This is a genomic window from Nocardiopsis exhalans, assembly GCF_024134545.1.
Taxonomy (GTDB): Bacteria; Actinomycetota; Actinomycetes; order Streptosporangiales; family Streptosporangiaceae; genus Nocardiopsis; species Nocardiopsis exhalans.
This window is the reverse complement of record NZ_CP099837.1, coordinates 4,612,074-4,626,569: the sequence shown is the minus strand read 5'-3', so window position 1 is coordinate 4,626,569 and position 14,496 is coordinate 4,612,074. Positions and strand designations below refer to the sequence as shown.

14 protein-coding genes are annotated in these 14,496 nt (G+C 70.5%); 4 read left to right on the top strand and 10 right to left on the bottom strand.

Features of this window, described 5'->3' with window-relative positions:
• Positions 1-18: 18 nt before the first annotated feature.
• The 5 genes from NE857_RS20395 to NE857_RS20375 form a co-directional block, all read right to left on the bottom strand.
• Positions 19-525: an FBP domain-containing protein gene (locus tag NE857_RS20395; RefSeq protein WP_254417209.1), complete on the bottom strand. Its 507-nt coding sequence runs from the start codon at positions 523-525 to the stop codon at positions 19-21.
• A gap of 307 nt (positions 526-832) precedes the next feature.
• Positions 833-1,984 (bottom strand): RNA-guided endonuclease InsQ/TnpB family protein, encoded by a 1,152-nt coding sequence (locus NE857_RS20390; protein ID WP_254417208.1) that lies wholly within the window; start codon positions 1,982-1,984, stop codon positions 833-835.
• A gap of 371 nt (positions 1,985-2,355) precedes the next feature.
• Complete coding sequence (locus tag NE857_RS20385; protein WP_254417207.1) at positions 2,356-3,378, bottom strand: tetratricopeptide repeat protein; 1,023 nt, start codon at positions 3,376-3,378, stop codon at positions 2,356-2,358.
• 213 nt (positions 3,379-3,591) lie between these two features.
• Positions 3,592-4,842 carry a ribonuclease D gene (locus NE857_RS20380; protein ID WP_254422047.1) on the bottom strand — a complete coding sequence of 417 codons (1,251 nt, stop codon included), beginning with the start codon at positions 4,840-4,842 and terminating at the stop codon, positions 3,592-3,594.
• A gap of 182 nt (positions 4,843-5,024) precedes the next feature.
• Positions 5,025-5,600: a DUF3000 domain-containing protein gene (locus tag NE857_RS20375; RefSeq protein WP_254417206.1), complete on the bottom strand. Its 576-nt coding sequence runs from the start codon at positions 5,598-5,600 to the stop codon at positions 5,025-5,027.
• A 348-nt stretch (positions 5,601-5,948) separates the two neighbouring features.
• Between NE857_RS20375 and hemE the strand changes: the two genes are divergently transcribed.
• Positions 5,949-6,917, top strand: a complete 969-nt coding sequence (gene hemE, locus NE857_RS20370) for a uroporphyrinogen decarboxylase (protein WP_239646093.1) — start codon at positions 5,949-5,951, stop codon at positions 6,915-6,917.
• Between the two features lie 86 nt (positions 6,918-7,003).
• Here the strand turns inward: hemE and NE857_RS20365 are convergent, their stop codons facing one another.
• Positions 7,004-8,047, bottom strand: a complete 1,044-nt coding sequence (locus tag NE857_RS20365) for a DUF4349 domain-containing protein (protein WP_254417205.1) — start codon at positions 8,045-8,047, stop codon at positions 7,004-7,006.
• 200 nt (positions 8,048-8,247) lie between these two features.
• Here NE857_RS20365 and hemG point away from each other — a divergent pair, with 200 nt between their 5' ends.
• Both hemG and hemQ read left to right on the top strand, forming a co-directional pair.
• A complete protein-coding gene (gene hemG, locus NE857_RS20360; RefSeq protein WP_254417204.1) occupies positions 8,248-9,762 on the top strand; it encodes a protoporphyrinogen oxidase in 1,515 nt (504 codons plus the stop codon).
• Positions 9,759-10,472: a hydrogen peroxide-dependent heme synthase gene (gene hemQ / locus NE857_RS20355; RefSeq protein ID WP_254417203.1), complete on the top strand. Its 714-nt coding sequence runs from the start codon at positions 9,759-9,761 to the stop codon at positions 10,470-10,472. Before hemG ends, hemQ begins: the two co-directional genes overlap by 4 nt.
• An 83-nt stretch (positions 10,473-10,555) precedes the next feature.
• Here the strand turns inward: hemQ and NE857_RS20350 are convergent, their stop codons facing one another.
• From NE857_RS20350 to msrB, 3 genes are all read right to left on the bottom strand, one after another.
• Complete coding sequence (locus tag NE857_RS20350) at positions 10,556-11,425, bottom strand: CDP-alcohol phosphatidyltransferase family protein (protein WP_254417202.1); 870 nt, start codon at positions 11,423-11,425, stop codon at positions 10,556-10,558.
• A complete protein-coding gene (locus NE857_RS20345; protein WP_254417201.1) occupies positions 11,412-12,080 on the bottom strand; it encodes a phosphatidylserine decarboxylase in 669 nt (222 codons plus the stop codon). Before NE857_RS20345 ends, NE857_RS20350 begins: the two co-directional genes overlap by 14 nt.
• A gap of 265 nt (positions 12,081-12,345) precedes the next feature.
• Positions 12,346-12,792, bottom strand: a complete 447-nt coding sequence (gene msrB, locus NE857_RS20340; RefSeq protein ID WP_254417200.1) for a peptide-methionine (R)-S-oxide reductase MsrB — start codon at positions 12,790-12,792, stop codon at positions 12,346-12,348.
• 252 nt (positions 12,793-13,044) lie between these two features.
• Between msrB and NE857_RS20335 the strand changes: the two genes are divergently transcribed.
• The gene (locus NE857_RS20335; protein ID WP_017581078.1) at positions 13,045-13,458 is read left to right on the top strand and encodes a hypothetical protein; all 414 of its coding nucleotides are present in this window, start codon (positions 13,045-13,047) and stop codon (positions 13,456-13,458) included.
• Between the two features lie 147 nt (positions 13,459-13,605).
• On the opposite strand, the gene NE857_RS20330 is transcribed toward NE857_RS20335, so the two are convergent.
• A complete protein-coding gene (locus NE857_RS20330; protein ID WP_254417199.1) occupies positions 13,606-14,394 on the bottom strand; it encodes a GntR family transcriptional regulator in 789 nt (262 codons plus the stop codon).
• Positions 14,395-14,496: the final 102 nt, after the last annotated feature.

Below are 14,496 nucleotides of genomic sequence, written 5' to 3'. Positions count from 1 at the left end.
GGGCTTCTCGGCCCCGGGTCAGTTCCCGTGACCGAGGAAGGTGGTCGCGAAGCGGTCGACGTTGATGCGCAGGCGCTGGATGCGCTCCTCGCGGGTGATGGTCTCCGCGGGCTGGATCAGCGCGGACTCCCGCTTTCCCCGGACGTAGAGCGGGCAGGCGAGGTCGGCGCACACGTACAGGCCGACCGTGTCGCCCTGCTTGCCAGCCTTGCCCGGCTTGGCGGCGCTGAACAGGCGCACGCCCCCGGCGGGGTGCACGGTCACGCAGAACGAGCAGGTCATCGACTTAAAGAAGTTCGCCTTGCGGTTGCCCGTCGGTAGCCGCAAGGCGACCCCGAGCGGGTCCTCACCGGAGTCGATCACGAGGTAAGCGCGGTTGGGAGCCTTGGGATCGGTCCAGCCGAGGAAGTCCATGTCCTCCCAGTCCAGCAGCGGCATGACCGGCGGGAAGTGCATCCGCTTGGTCTCGCCCTTGGGGCAGTTGACGAACGAGGAGCGGATCTCCTCGGTGCTGAGCTCGCGCATCGCTCTCTCCGGTCGGTCAGTGGGGGCAACGGACGGATCCTGCCAGGCCGGGACGGCTCGCGCGAGTGGTTTTCGCACGTGACCGACGTGTCCCCCGCACCTCCTGTTCCCCCGAACCCCCTCCGCACACGCGAAAGGGCCAGGAACCCGCGTGGGGATTCCCGACCCTGTCGGGCTTGGGGGCGCTAAATAGGCGCACGTCTCCGGCGGGGTACTCGGTTACGCAGAACGAGCAGGTCATCGACGTCAGCTTCTCGGGCCTGAAGGACCGAGCTCGCAGCTCTAGCTCACACCTGGATGGTGGATGCTAGGCCGCGTCGTCGGCAGCGTGACTCACTGCCCAGACCACAACACCACGCTTGGCGATGTTGCGGCCTGCGTTGACGTCGGCGTGCTCAGCGAAGCCGCACGACGTGCATACGAAGGTGGACTGGTTGGGTCGGTTCTTCTTGTCGATGTGGTCGCAGGCGCTGCACCCTTGGGAGGTGTAGGCCGCATCCACATAGACCACCGGCACCCCGGCCCGTTTCGCCTTGTAGGCGATATAGGACCCGAGTTGGGCGAAGGACCAGGAGTGCAGCGTGACCCGCTGGGGCTTGCGTAGCCGTACCCTCTCGCGGATGCCGCCCAGGTCTTCCAGGGCGATGCCGCGCGAGGTGCGTTGAGCCTCGGTCACGATGCGTTTGGCGATGCGGTGGTTGGTGTCGGCCGCGAATCGCTTCTCCCGGCCCGACAGCCGGCGCAGTACCCGTTTGGCGGACTTGGTGCCCTTGTGCTGCAACCGTTGGCGTAGATGACGGTGACGGTGGCGGACGTGGTTGATGTGCTTGCCCGAGTGGACGGTTCCGTCGGAGGTGGTGGCGATGTTGGCGATGCCCAGGTCGACACCGAGAAAGGAGCCGGGGGTGTACTCCTCGGCTTCGGGAACCTTGCATGTGGCGTACAGGTACCAGTTGCCACCGCGCCGGACCAGGTCGGACTCACCCTGCCGGTACTCGGCCAGCGTCTTGGCCTGGTCAGATGAGCACGCGAAGGCGATGCCCTTCATCCGCCCCTGAACGGTCCAGATCGACACGGTGCGGGCGTCCAACTGCCAGGACAGGCATCGGTCGTCGAACGGCTGCGCGGCGTCCTTACGGAACCGCACCGGCGAGTTCTCCACACGGGCGCGCTGCTTGGAACCCTGACGGCCGTAATTCCCGGCCGTGAGGTTGGCCTTCAGTGTGGCGTAAGACCCGGCGACCTTGCGTGCGCAGTGGATCGCGGGTTGGGCGGACAGACCCATGGCCTTCAGCTCGGCGTAGACCAGGCGCTGCAACGGTGCCTTAGCCTTCACTCCGCTCTCGTGGGCGCGTCGGGAGGCGTGGTTGGCTGCCTGGTTGCACAGCTTCAGCGTCTCCCACAGCGCCGCCGACTGGGCGGCGTCGGGGAGCAGCTTTATCTGCACAACGATCTTCATGATCGAACACACTAGCGAAACCATCCCGGCGGGCGGGGCGAAACCACAAAACTTCCCCAGTCCGCCGCCCCGTAGGTGTTAGACGGTGTCAGACCTACGCGAACCAGCAAGCGAGGCGATTCCTCCTGGTAGACAGCCGCAGGGTGACCCCGAGCGGGTCGTCACCGGAGTCGGCCACGAAGTAGGTGTGTTTAGTGCCTTGGGGCCGACTCAACCGAGGAAGCCCATGGCCTCCATACCAGGGCAGTTCGCGCGAATGGTTTTCGCGCCTGGCCACCTTGTTCCCCGAACCTTCCGCGCACACGCGTGAGGGCCGGGAGCCCTGGTGGGGAGCCCCGGCCCTCAGCGCGCCTCGGGTGTGCCGCGCCTTGTCAGAGCAGCGCGTCGGCCTCGCGGTGGCGCCCGGCGGCGTTGTAGGCGCCCGCCAGGTCCCGGCGCAGCCGCATGGTGAGCCGGCGCACCTCCGGGTCGCCGGAGGAGTTCAGCGCCACGCGGTAGGCCTCGCGGAGGACCTCGACGGCCTCGTCGGCCCGGCCCGCCTGCGTGTAGGCGCGGCCCAGCCGGTGGTGCACCGCGAGGGTGTTCAGGTGGCCCTTGCCCAGGCGACGGCGGCGCCCGGCCAGCACCATCCGCAGCTGCGAGATGGCCTCCTCGTAGCGTCCGGCCATGCTCTGCGCCGCGCTCATGCCCAGCCGGAGCTCCTCGCGGCGCTCGGTGGAGGCGACGTCCTCGATGGCCCGCGCGTAGTGGGCCACCGCGGCGTCCACCCGGCCGCTGCGCCGGTAGCACACGGCCAGGCGCATGCGCGCCTCCACCGTGTCCTCGTCGGCCGGGCCGAACTGGTTTTCCCGCTGGCTGAGCAGGGTCTCCCACTGCGCGGCGGCGTCGGCGGGGCAGCCAACGTCCTCCAGCGCCCAGGCCAGGTTCTCCCGGATGATCTCGGTGCGGGGGTGCTCCTCGCCGTAGACCGCCACGGCTTCGCCCAGGGCCAGCTCGAACTGCTGCACGGCGGCCTGGCGCCGACCCATCTGCGCGTACTTGGTGGCCAGGTTGTTGCGGGCGGTGATGGTGTCCGGGTGTTCGGTCCCCAGCCGCTCCACGAGCGACTGGAGGGTGCGCTCCAGGGCCGCCGCGCGCATCCCGGCGGTGGGGACCTTGGTTCCGGAGACCTTGGTGCCGGCGGTAGAGGACACGGGGCGCTGGGGCAGCGCCCGGTGCGAGGCGCCGGTGGGCACCCCGCCCGCGGCGGTCGGTACCTGCTGGGGCAGGGGCGCGGTCCGCTCCGCCAGGAGCTCTTCTCGCTCCTGGGGAGTGGGTATGGCGGCCTCGGTCGCCTTGACCTTGGCAGAACGCGTCAACCCCGTCTCACGCAGCAGCGCACGCCAGAACGACAAGCAGACTCACCACATTTCCCTGATCACACGTACCGGGGCCTTGTGGGCCCGCGGTTCGGTACATACCCGTAGAAGAAGCCGAACGGCCCCGAGATTCCAGGGCACGTTTCTATAACTTAATCGGACAACGGGCTACGGAACAGGCATGAACCGCCTCTGTGGGTGTGTGACTTCAGTCACCTTTGGATTCAAAATGACTGAAGGGGGTATTGATCAGCTTTTTTCCGCGTCCCGCAGGGCTGTGGCCAGCGGTTCCGCGGTCAACCCGACCTGCCAGTTCCGTGCGCCACGCGTGCGTAGGAAATCGCCCACGGAATCCGGGTCCACGGTCTTCGGGGGCACCCACGCCAACCTTCTGACGGTGTCCGGCAGCAGAAGGTTCTCGGTCGGCATCACGACGTCCTCCGCGATACCCGTCACCGTCGCCCGGGCGGCCTCCAGCCGGCGCGCCGCCTCGGGGGCGCGGTCGGCCCAGCGGTTGACCGGGGGCGGCCCGTCTCCGGGTGCGTTGGGCCGCGGCAGCTCGGCCTGGGCCATGTCACGGGCCCGGTTCACCGCCTTGATCCACGTGGTCAGGTAACGGCGGGCCAGTTTGATCCCGTACTGCCGGATCTTGGCCAGCTCCGTGGTGCTGCGCGGCATCGCCGTCGCCGCCTCCACGATCGCCGCGTCCGGCAGCACCCGGCCCGGGGAGATATCCCGTTCCTGGGCGATGCGGTCGCGCTCGTACCAGAGCTCGCGGACGGCGGCCAGGGCGCGCTGGTTGCGGACCTTGTGGATGCCCGAGGTGCGCCGCCAGGGATCGGCGCGCGGCTCCTTGGGCGGGGCGGCCAGCACGGAGGAGAACTCCTCCTGGGCCCACTCCAGCTTGCCGGTCTCGGTGAGCTCGGTCTCCAGGGAGTCGCGCAGCTCGATGAGGATCTCCACGTCCAGCGCCGCGTACCGCAGCCAGTCCTCGGGCAGCGGCCGCTGCGACCAGTCCACCGCCGAGTGCTCCTTGGCCAGGCGCACGTCCAGCAGCCGCTCCACCATGAATCCGAGCCCGACCCGCTGGTAGCCCAGCAGCCGTCCGGCGAGCTCGGTGTCGAACAGCAGGGACGGGCGCAGGTTGACCTCGGACAGGCACGGCAGGTCCTGGTGCGCGGCGTGCAGCACCACCTCGGCTCCGTCGACCGCGGAGTTGAGGTCGCTCAGGTCGGGGCAGGCGATCGGGTCGATCAGCGCCGATCCGGCACCCTCCCGCCGCAGCTGCACCAGGTACGCGCGCTGCCCGTACCGATAGCCCGAGGCGCGCTCGGCGTCCACGGCGACGGGGCCCGAGCCGGCGCTCAGGGCCGCGATGACACCGGCGAGGGCGTCGGCGTCCGCGGTGACCTCAGGCAGGCCCTCGCGTGGTTCCCGAAGTAGAGGCGCCCTCTCCGCGTCGTCGTTGTCTGGTTCGCGGGGTTCTGTCTTGGAGTTCAACGCGTTCGCCACACCACTACGGTATGCGCTGTCGCCACCGAACGCGGATACGGGCCGTTTCGGCATCGGTGGGCGTTACGGGTTCGCCGGGCCCCGAGCCGCCCCCGCGGGGATGCCCGATCCCAGCTCAGAGGGTGTGGATCGGTGCGACTCAAGGCACAATTCAACGCCCGCGCCCTGGCTCAGGGCCGCGACCGCTGCCGGGCGATGTCGGTGACGTCCAGCGGGGGAAGCCCCGACGCCGAGGCCAGCAGCGCCAGCCAGGCGCTCATGTGTCCGGACAGGTCCGCCGACTCCGGGGTCCACGAGGCGCGCATCTCGACCTCGGTGGTGGCGCCCTCGTGCGCCTTGGTACCGAACCCCTCGGTGGTGGCACGCGTGACCGTGCCGCTCAGCGTGTGGTGGGTGGCGCCGTTGGTCTCCAGAGCGTCGGTGAGCCAGCTCCAGGCGACCGGGCCGAGCAGGGGATCGGTGGCGATCTCCGACTCCAGCTCGGAGTTGGCCTGGCAGACCACTCGGAAGGGGCCGGGCCAGTCACGGGTGCCCTCGGGGTCGTACAGGACGATCAGCCGGCCCCAGGCGACCTCCTCGCCCTGAACCGTGACCTCGGCCGACACAGCCGCGGAATGGGGAGCCAGCCGCTGGGGAGAGGGGATCTCCCGGACGGTGATCTCGGGGCGGATGTGAGGAGAGCGCAGGGCCTCGACCGCTCGCCGGAACGTTTCCTGAGCGTTCTCGGCGCTACCGACATCGGGCATGGTGGAAACGTCAGCCTTCATATTGTGGTGATCACGTCCTGGCGGGGGTCGCCGGGACGTGTCCCGCCGATGGTGTGATGGTGGGCACGGATTCGACCGTGGCACGAGTCACCGGCGGGCGGTCGTAGTTCCCCCGGCGTGTCGGGCTTTTGTGATGATCTTGGGACCGCGGAGCCGTCAGCGGCGCCGGTTCGGGGCCTGCGCGCCCCCGGCCCGCCCCGCCGGAAGGACCCCACTCCGGCGATCCGAGTGAGACCACCGGGACGGGCATGGCACGATTCAAGGGTGACGCTTCAAGACTCTCCATTCCTCCGCGCCTGCCGGCGCCTCCCGGTGTCCCACACACCGGTGTGGTTCATGCGCCAGGCCGGGCGCTCCCTGCCCGAGTACCGACGGGTCCGCGCTGACGTGCCGATGCTTGAGGCGTGTGCGCGACCCGACATGATCACCGAGATCACGATGCAGCCGGTCCGCCGGTACGACACCGACGCCGCGATCTTCTTCAGCGACATCGTCGTGCCGCTCAAGGCCATCGGGATCGACCTGGACATCAAGCCGGGTGTCGGCCCCGTGGTCGACGACCCGATCCGGGACGCCGACGGGATCAAGCGCCTGCGTGATCTCGAGCCCGGCGACATCCCCTACGTCACCGAGGCGGTCGGTCAGCTCGTGGGAGAGCTCGGCGACAAGCCGCTGATCGGTTTCGCGGGCGCTCCGTTCACACTGGCCTCCTACCTCATCGAGGGCGGGCCGTCGAAGAACCACGAGCACACCAAGGCTCTGATGTACGGCGAGCCCGAGCTGTGGGACGAGCTCATGCGCCGCCTGGCCAACATCACCCTGGGCTTCCTGCGCACCCAGATCGAGGCGGGGGCCAGCGCGGTCCAGCTCTTCGACTCCTGGGTCGGCGCGCTGAGCGCTGAGGACTACCGCGCCTCGGTGCTGCCCTACACCTCGTGGATCTTCGGTCAGCTGACCGAGTACGAGGTGCCGCGCATCCACTTCGGTGTGGGCACCGGCGAGCTGCTGAGCCTGCTCAGCGAGGCCGGGGCCGACGTCGTGGGCGTGGACTGGCGGGTGCCGCTGGACAAGGCCGCTCAGCGGGTTCAGCCGGGCACGGCGCTCCAGGGCAACCTGGACCCCGCGACGCTGTTCGCGCCCTGGGAGGTCGTCGCCGACCGTACGCGCGACATCCTGTCGCGGGGCCGCGCCGCCGACGGCCACATCTTCAACCTCGGCCACGGTGTGCTGCCCAGCACCGACCCGACCATGCTCGAACGCCTCACCGCCTTCGTGCACGAGGAGACCGCCAACTAGGCGCTCCGCACGACAGGCACGACACACGACGCGCCGGTGCCCGGCCCCGCAGCGGGAGCCGGGCACCGGCGCTGTGGTTCGATCGGTCAGCGCTGGTCGTCGGGGCCGTTCACGTCTGTTTCCGGGGTCGTGTCCGCCGTCGCGGAACCGCTCTCGGAACTCTCAGCCGCGGCACCCGCGGGCACGGCCGCGTTCTGCTCCCGCTGGTCCCGGCGGGCCCTGCGGCGTTGGCGCCACAGCCACAGCGGCCAGGCGCCGAGCACCACGGCCACCACGGTGAAGGGCAGCAGCCATCCGGCGATCACGGCCAGACCCTGACCCAGAGCGACCAGGGCCAGCCAGCCGCGCTCCAGCCCGCCGAGGAACCCGACGGAGTCCCGGGAGGGCTCCTCGACGTAGGTGGCTGGGGGCTGGAGGGTCAGGTGCACCGTGGAGTAGGTGGTCTGGTTCTCCAGCGAGTTCAGCCGCGCCTGGAACGCCTCCAGGTCCTCCTGGCGCCGCTGGATCTCGCTCTCCACGCGCAGCAGGTCGTCGACGTCCTCGGCCTGCTCCAGGTAACCGCGCAGGGTCTCCAGGGCGGCCTCGGAGGACTCGATGCGGCTCTCGACGTCGGCGACCTCCTCGGTGACGTCCTGCACCGACCGCTCCAGCGTGGAGCGGTCGCCCAGCTCGGCCAGTGCGTCCAGGGAGCTCTCGTAGTCGTCGTTGGGGATGCGCAGGGTCAGATCGCTCTCAGGGGTGCCGGTCGTCGGCGTGGAGAGGCGCTCCTCGGCCACGTAGCCGCCCGCCTCGACCGCCAGGGCCTTGGCCAGGTCGGAGGACTCGGCGACGTCCTCCACTCGCACGGTCATCTCGGCGATGTGGATCAGCTGCCGGTCCGTGATCTCCACGTCCGAGCCCACGTTGCCGTCCGCGGCGTCCGCGGTCCCCTCCTCCGTGTACCCGGCCTCGGCGTCGGCCTGTTCCTCGGGCATGTCGAGGTCGGCGGAGTCCGGGGCGGCGCCTCGGCTGGCGCTGCTGCCCGTCAGGTCGTTGGAAGCACCGCAGGCGGCGAGCAGCAGGGCGGCCATGCCGGTGGCGACGGTCACGCGGGCCACACGGCCCGCACGGGGGAGGGCTGGAGTGTCCATGCTGCTTCGACGCGACCCCGAACCCGGGCGTTTCGTCCGGGCGGTAACGAGAGCGCAACGGATCGAACCTCTCCCGGATCCGCACCGCGCCCGGGCCCGGACCTGGACCCTCGGGACCTCCGACCGAAACCTCACCGGAGGAGGTCCCGCTTCGGGGACGGCGGATCACTGTGACCCGCGGCATCTGGGAAGCTGGTGGCATGCCGCAAGCACCGCATGTCGTCGTGATCGGCGGCGGGGTCTCCGGACTCACCGCCGCGCACCGCCTCAACGGCCGGGGGATCACCACCACGGTGGTCGAGGCCGCCGACGCCCCGGGAGGAAAGCTCCGCGCCTCGCCCGTGGCGGGTGTGTCCGTCGACGCCGGTGCCGAGGCGGTGCTCGCCCGCCGTCCCGAGGCCCTCGACCTCTTCACCGAGCTCGGCCTGGACGACCAGGTGGTGCACCCGGGCCCGGGTGCCGCGGCCATCTACAGCCGGGGCCGGATCCGTTCCCTGCCCAAGGGCCAGCTCATGGGTGTGCCCGGCGACCTGCGTGCCCTGGCCCGCAGCGGGGTGCTCTCCCCGGCAGGGACCCTGCGCGCCGCGCTCGACCTGGTCTGGCCGCGCACGCCGGTGCGCTCCGACGTGCCCGTGGCCGCATACGTGGGCACCCGCATGGGCCGCGAGGTGGTGGACCGGCTGGTCGAACCCCTCCTGGGCGGCGTGTACGCGGGCCGGGCCGACGAGCTCTCCCTGGACTCCACCCTGCCGCAGATCGCCCCGATGGCCCGGCGCGACCGCTCCCTGATGAACGCCGTGCACACCAGCCTGAGCGGCCGGGGCGCCACGCCCACCAAGGCAGGACCCGTCTTCGCCTCCCTGCGCGGCGGGGTCGCCTCGCTCGTGGGCGCTCTGGCGTCCCGCCAGAAGGATCTGCGCACCGGCACCCGAGCCGAGGCCCTGGAGCGGCTCCCCGAGGGCTGGAGAGTACGCCTGGAGGGTGCCCAGGGGGCCCAGGCGGAGACGCTCGACTGCGACGCGGTGCTGCTCGCCTGCCCCGCCCCCGAGGCCGCCCGCCTGCTCGCCGACACCGAACCCGCCGCCGCGCGGGAGCTGCGCCGTACCGAGTACGCGAGCATGGCGCTGGTGACCTTCGCCCTGCCCGCCTCGGCCTTCCCCGCGACGCTCACCGGTACCGGCTTCCTGGTTCCGGCCGGAGAGGGCCTGACCATCAAGGCCGCCACCTTCTCCAGCAACAAGTGGCCCTGGCTGGCCCAGGAGCTGGATAGGGTCAACCCGGGGGAGGACCTGGTCGCCCTGCGCTGCTCCATCGGCCGGTTCCGGGACGAGAACGCCCTGCGCCGCTCCGATGAGGAGCTGGCCGAAGCGGCCCTGGCCGACCTCGCCCGCGTCACCGGACTGCGCGGATCCCCGGTCGAGACCCGTATCACCCGGTGGACCGACGGGCTGCCCCAGTACGCGGTCGGCCACGCCGCCCGGGTGGAGCGCGTCCGCTCGGCCGTGGGCAGCCATCCCGGACTCGGGGTGTGCGGCGCCGCCTACGGGGGAGTCGGCATCCCGGCCTGCATCGCCGATGCCGACCGCGAGGCCGAGCGCCTGGCCGATGTACTCACCGACCACAACCGCACCGACCACAACCGCACCGACCGCGGCGCCCCGGGCGCCGCCGGACCGAACCAGCCCGGACCGAACCAGCAAGGAGTCAACCCGTGACGGGGCAGCAGAACAACGAGGCCGTCGCCCAGGACGGCACCGACCTCAACAAACTCATCCGCTACACCATGTGGTCGGTCTTCAAGGTCGACAGCCTGGAGGGTGTGGACCGCGGCGCGGCCGCCGAGGAGCTCCAGAGCCTGCTCGACAAGGCCGCCGAACAGGGCGTGACCACGCGCGGCAGCTACGACGTCCAGGGTTTCCGGGCCGACGCCGACATCATGTTCTGGTGGGTGGCTGACACCCCCGAGCAGGTCCAGGGCATCTACTCCGAGTTCCGCCGCACCCGCGTGGGCCGCGCCAGCACCCCGGTGTGGTCGGTCGTGGGCCTGCACCGCCCGGCCGAGTTCAACCGCGGCCACGTGCCCGCCTTCCTGGCCGGGGAGGAGCCGCGGGACAACATCTGCGTGTACCCGTTCGTTCGCTCCTACGAGTGGTACCTGCTGCCCGACGACGAGCGCCGCGCCATGCTCGCCGAGCACGGCCGCATGGCCGCCCCGTACCCGGACGTGCGCGCCAACACGGTCTCCTCGTTCGGTCTCAACGACTACGAGTGGCTGTTGGCCTTCGAGGCCGACGAGCTGCACCGCATCGTGGACCTGATGCGCCACCTGCGCGGGGCCAAGGCCCGCCTGCACACCCGTGAGGAGCTGCCCTTCTACACCGGGCGGCGCAAGAGCGTGGCCGAGCTGGTCGACTCCCTGCCCTAACCGGCGGCCCGACGGGCGACAGGCAAAAGGGAGGGCCCCCGCACTCCGGTGCGAGGGCCCTCCCTTTTGCCTGTGCGGAGTCCTTATTCGGAGGGCCGCTCGGCGTGCCTGTCGACTGGCTGCTCGGCGAGCTGCCCGACGGGGGAGGTCGAGCGCCGGGTCGCGATCACGTAGAAGGGAAGCGAGAGGATCGTGAGCAGCACCAGGGCGCTCATCAGGTAGATGAGGGCCTCACCGGCGGGCAGTCCCAAGCCCCAGGCGGCGATGAAGGCCACGCCGGTGGCGAGCATGCCCAGCACGACGTAGGCCTTCTTGCCGCGCGGCTTGGGGTACTCCATCCGGCTCACCATCAGCCAGGCGACGAGCAGCACCGCGGCGACCCCGGCCAGAACCGGCGGGTCGAGCAGCACGATCGTCACCACCGCCATGGCCCCGAACGGGCACGGCAGACCGGTGAAGTAGTTGGAGTCCGGCGCCTGGCAGGAGAACCTGGCCAGCCGCACGATCACCGCGAGTAGCACCGCGCCGCCCGCCACCACCGGCAGCACCGAACCGCCCAGCAGCACACCGGCACCGCCCGCGATGGTGCCCCACACCACGAAGAAGAACGCCGGGGCGAACCCGAAGCTGATCACGTCGGCGAGGTTGTCCAGCTCGGCACCCATCCCGCTGCCGCCCAGCTTGCGGGCGACCCGGCCGTCGAGCACGTCGAGGGCGGCCGCGACCATCATCAGTCCCACGGCCGTGGCCATGGCCGACTTCGGCAGCGCTCCGGCGGCGCCCCCGGCCATGTGAGCGGCCTGGGCCGTGGCCAGCGCCCACACGGCGAGGAAGCCGCACAGGGCGTTGCCCAGGGTCAGGTAGTCGGCCACGCCCAGACGGAGCCTGGGCGTGGCCCCGGGGGCGAAGGGGGTGGACCGCTCGGCGGCGGGGGCCACCTCAGTCGGCGTCAAGACGGGTTTCTCCGGCGCGGACCTTCTGGCCGACCTCCACCGCCGGGGTGACCCCGCGCGGAAGGTAGACGTCGACACGTGACCCGAACCGGATGAGGCCGATCCTCTCGCCTTGTTCGACCTTCTGCCCCGCAGCGAGATACGGGACGATACGCCGGACCAACGCGCCGGCGATTTGAACGACCGTGATCTCACCGATCTCGGTTTCAAGGGTCCAGATGACGCGCTCATTACGCTCGCTGTCCTTGTCGAAGGCGGGGCGGAAACCCCCGGGGCGGTGTTCGACGCCGGTCACCACACCGGCGAGGGGGGCACGGTTGACGTGCACGTTGAGGGGGTTCATGAACACCGCGACCCGGATCCGCCCGTCGGGCTGGGGGTCGAGGCTCTGTACGACGCCGTCGGCCGCGGACAGCACCCGTCCGGTCGCCGGTCCCCGGTTCGGGTCTCGGAAGAACCAGGTCATCCCCGCCGCGAGGGCGATCACCGGGGCGGCCGCGACGGCCCCGACCGGGGAGCGCCGGGCCAGGAACGCGGCGGCTCCGGCCGCGCCGAGCGCCGGGACCAGCCAAGGGGCCGATCCCTGGGCCATGCCGAAGCGCGGTCTGGCCGCGGGCCGCGGGGAGACGGAGGAGGAAGGTGAGTCGTCGGTCATCGAGCGCTTTCGTCGCGGGTCGGTCTGGTCGCCCGCACATCGGTTACCGCTGTGAGGGGTGAACCCGGCGTTGGCCGGGTTCTCTTGTGCGCGGTCACCGGGTGGGGCACCCTCGCCGCGCGCGCCCGTCCGGTCGGCACTGGGGCCGAACTTCGGTGCGCTGGTGAGATTATCCCTGATCCCGCGGGCACGAGGGTCAGGCTGGCTCCGGATACGGCCCGTTCGGGTGGAACGGCGGGGACCCGGAACCAGGATGCTATGCCACCTACTCCCCGGGCTCCAGGGTGAGAGCGACCGAGTTGATGCAGTAACGGGCGTCCGTAGGGGTGTTGTACCCCTCTCCGTAGAAGACGTGACCCAGGTGGGAGTGGCAGGTGGCGCATCGCACCTCGGTTCGCACCATTCCGAGCGACGCGTCCTCGTGCAGAGTGACCGCGTCGGAGTCGGCCGGGTCGAAGAAACTCGGCCATCCGCAGTGGGAGTCGAACTTCTCGTCGGAGCGGAACAGCTCGGTGTCGCATCCCCGGCAACGGTAGACGCCGGTGGTCTTGGTGTCGACATACGCCCCGGACCAGGGGCGTTCCGTGCCTGCCTGGCGGAGCACCGCGTACTCCTGCTCGTCGAGGCGCTCGCGCCACTCCTGGTCGGTCCGGGGAAGGCCCCTGGGCGCCCCGGCGTTGCTCTTCGGGCTCTGGTCCGCTGCGTCAGCCATGGTGACGACGCTACCTGGAAACGTGCTCGGATGCTGACAGGGGGCCACAAGGCCAGGAAAGCTCCTTATCCGCCTTGGTTAGGTAAATCCTCCCCAAAGGCCACATACACCTAACTTCACCCTTGATGACGTTCGGTGCCCAGATGTGCGGGTACGGGCACTGACAGGGGTCAGTGGTCGAAGTGCACTGAGGCAGGTGGCATGGCTGTTACAGCTCAACAGGCACTCGGAGTGAGCAGGCGACCTCTGCGCGTGGGCAGAATTCGATACGGACTGTGGTGGCTCGACCAGGCCACTGCGGGGGCCCGTTCGCGGGCCCGCGCCGTCACCGGCGGCGCGGCCACTGTGGGCCGGGAGCTGCGTTGGGCCGTGGAGCTCAGCGCCCGATCCACTCTGGCCGGGATCGACCACGCGCGGCCGGAGCCCTGGAACGACCGCAAACTGCTGGTGTTTGTCACGGTGATCGCCGTCGGCGCGCTGGCAGTGGCGCTCGTCCTGGGTGTGGGAATGGCGCACTGGGCGATGACCTCGTCCAACGCCATGCTCTTCGCGGCGGCCGGGGCCGTGGCGGTGGGACTCGCCTTCCTGCCGCTGGCGTACCTGGTCTTCGCCTCCAAACAGAGGCGTCGCCTGAGCACGGTCAGTCCGAGTGCGGACGATCGGTAGGAGAAAGCCGGACGACGAGTCCGGACACGAGGGATACGAGAAGGAGGGGCGTCCCCCAGGGGCGCCCCTCCTTCTCGTGCGGCTGTGGAGCGGAGAGCGGTGCGGGGATCCGGGCTGGCTCAGGGCCCGGAGCCGGGGGCGCTGGGCTCAGGCGTCGAAGTCGTACTGCAGCACGTAGGCGGAACCGTCCATGGTGATCTCGTTGAACTCCACGGGCCGGTGGTCGGCGGTGAGGGCGGTGCGGGCCACCTCCAGAACAGGTGTCCCCGGGGACAGGGCCAGCTCCTGCGTCTCCTCGGGGGTGGGCATGCGGACCCGGATCTCCTCGGTGAAGTGGGCCGGGGCGTGCCCGAGTTCGGCCAGTCGCGCGTAGATGCCTCCGGGGCCGCTGTCAGGGGCCCGGACTCGTTGGGCGGCGGGGGAGCCCTCCCGGCCCGCCCACAGCTGCGGTGGCAGGTGGGAGACCGCGTTCTGCACCGGTCTGCCGTCCACGAGGTAGCGCCGGGAACGGCGCACCACCGTGGCTCCCTCGTCCAACTCCAACGCCCGCAGGATGTGGCCCTCGGGGGCGATCTCGTCGATGACCAGCCCCTCCACCTCGTATCCCCGGGTGTCGCTGTCGGTCTGCCAGATGGCCCGCCCGTTGCCCCACAGGTCGCGGGACAGGCGCCGGGCGCCGTGTCTTCGCAGGGGACGGAAGGCGCGTACGTAGATGCCCGAGCCGCGTACGGCCACGGCCAGGCCCTCGTTGATGAGCACGGACAGCGCCTGCCGGGCGGTCGCCCGCGCGACGCCGTGGCGCTCCATGAGGGTGTTCTCCCCGGGAAGGCGGTCGCCGTCGGCGTACCGTCCGGAGCGGATCTGTCCTCGTAGTTCCTCGGCTATCTCCCGGTAGACCGGAGGGGACCCGTTTTCGGACGTCGGCACTACGTTCATCCTCTCGCCCAGGGGACCACACCGGTGAGCCCCGTTGACACGGTGTGTCCAGTCACAGCGTTTTCCGTGGGTGACACACAACGGGTATGTCCGGTTGCGGGA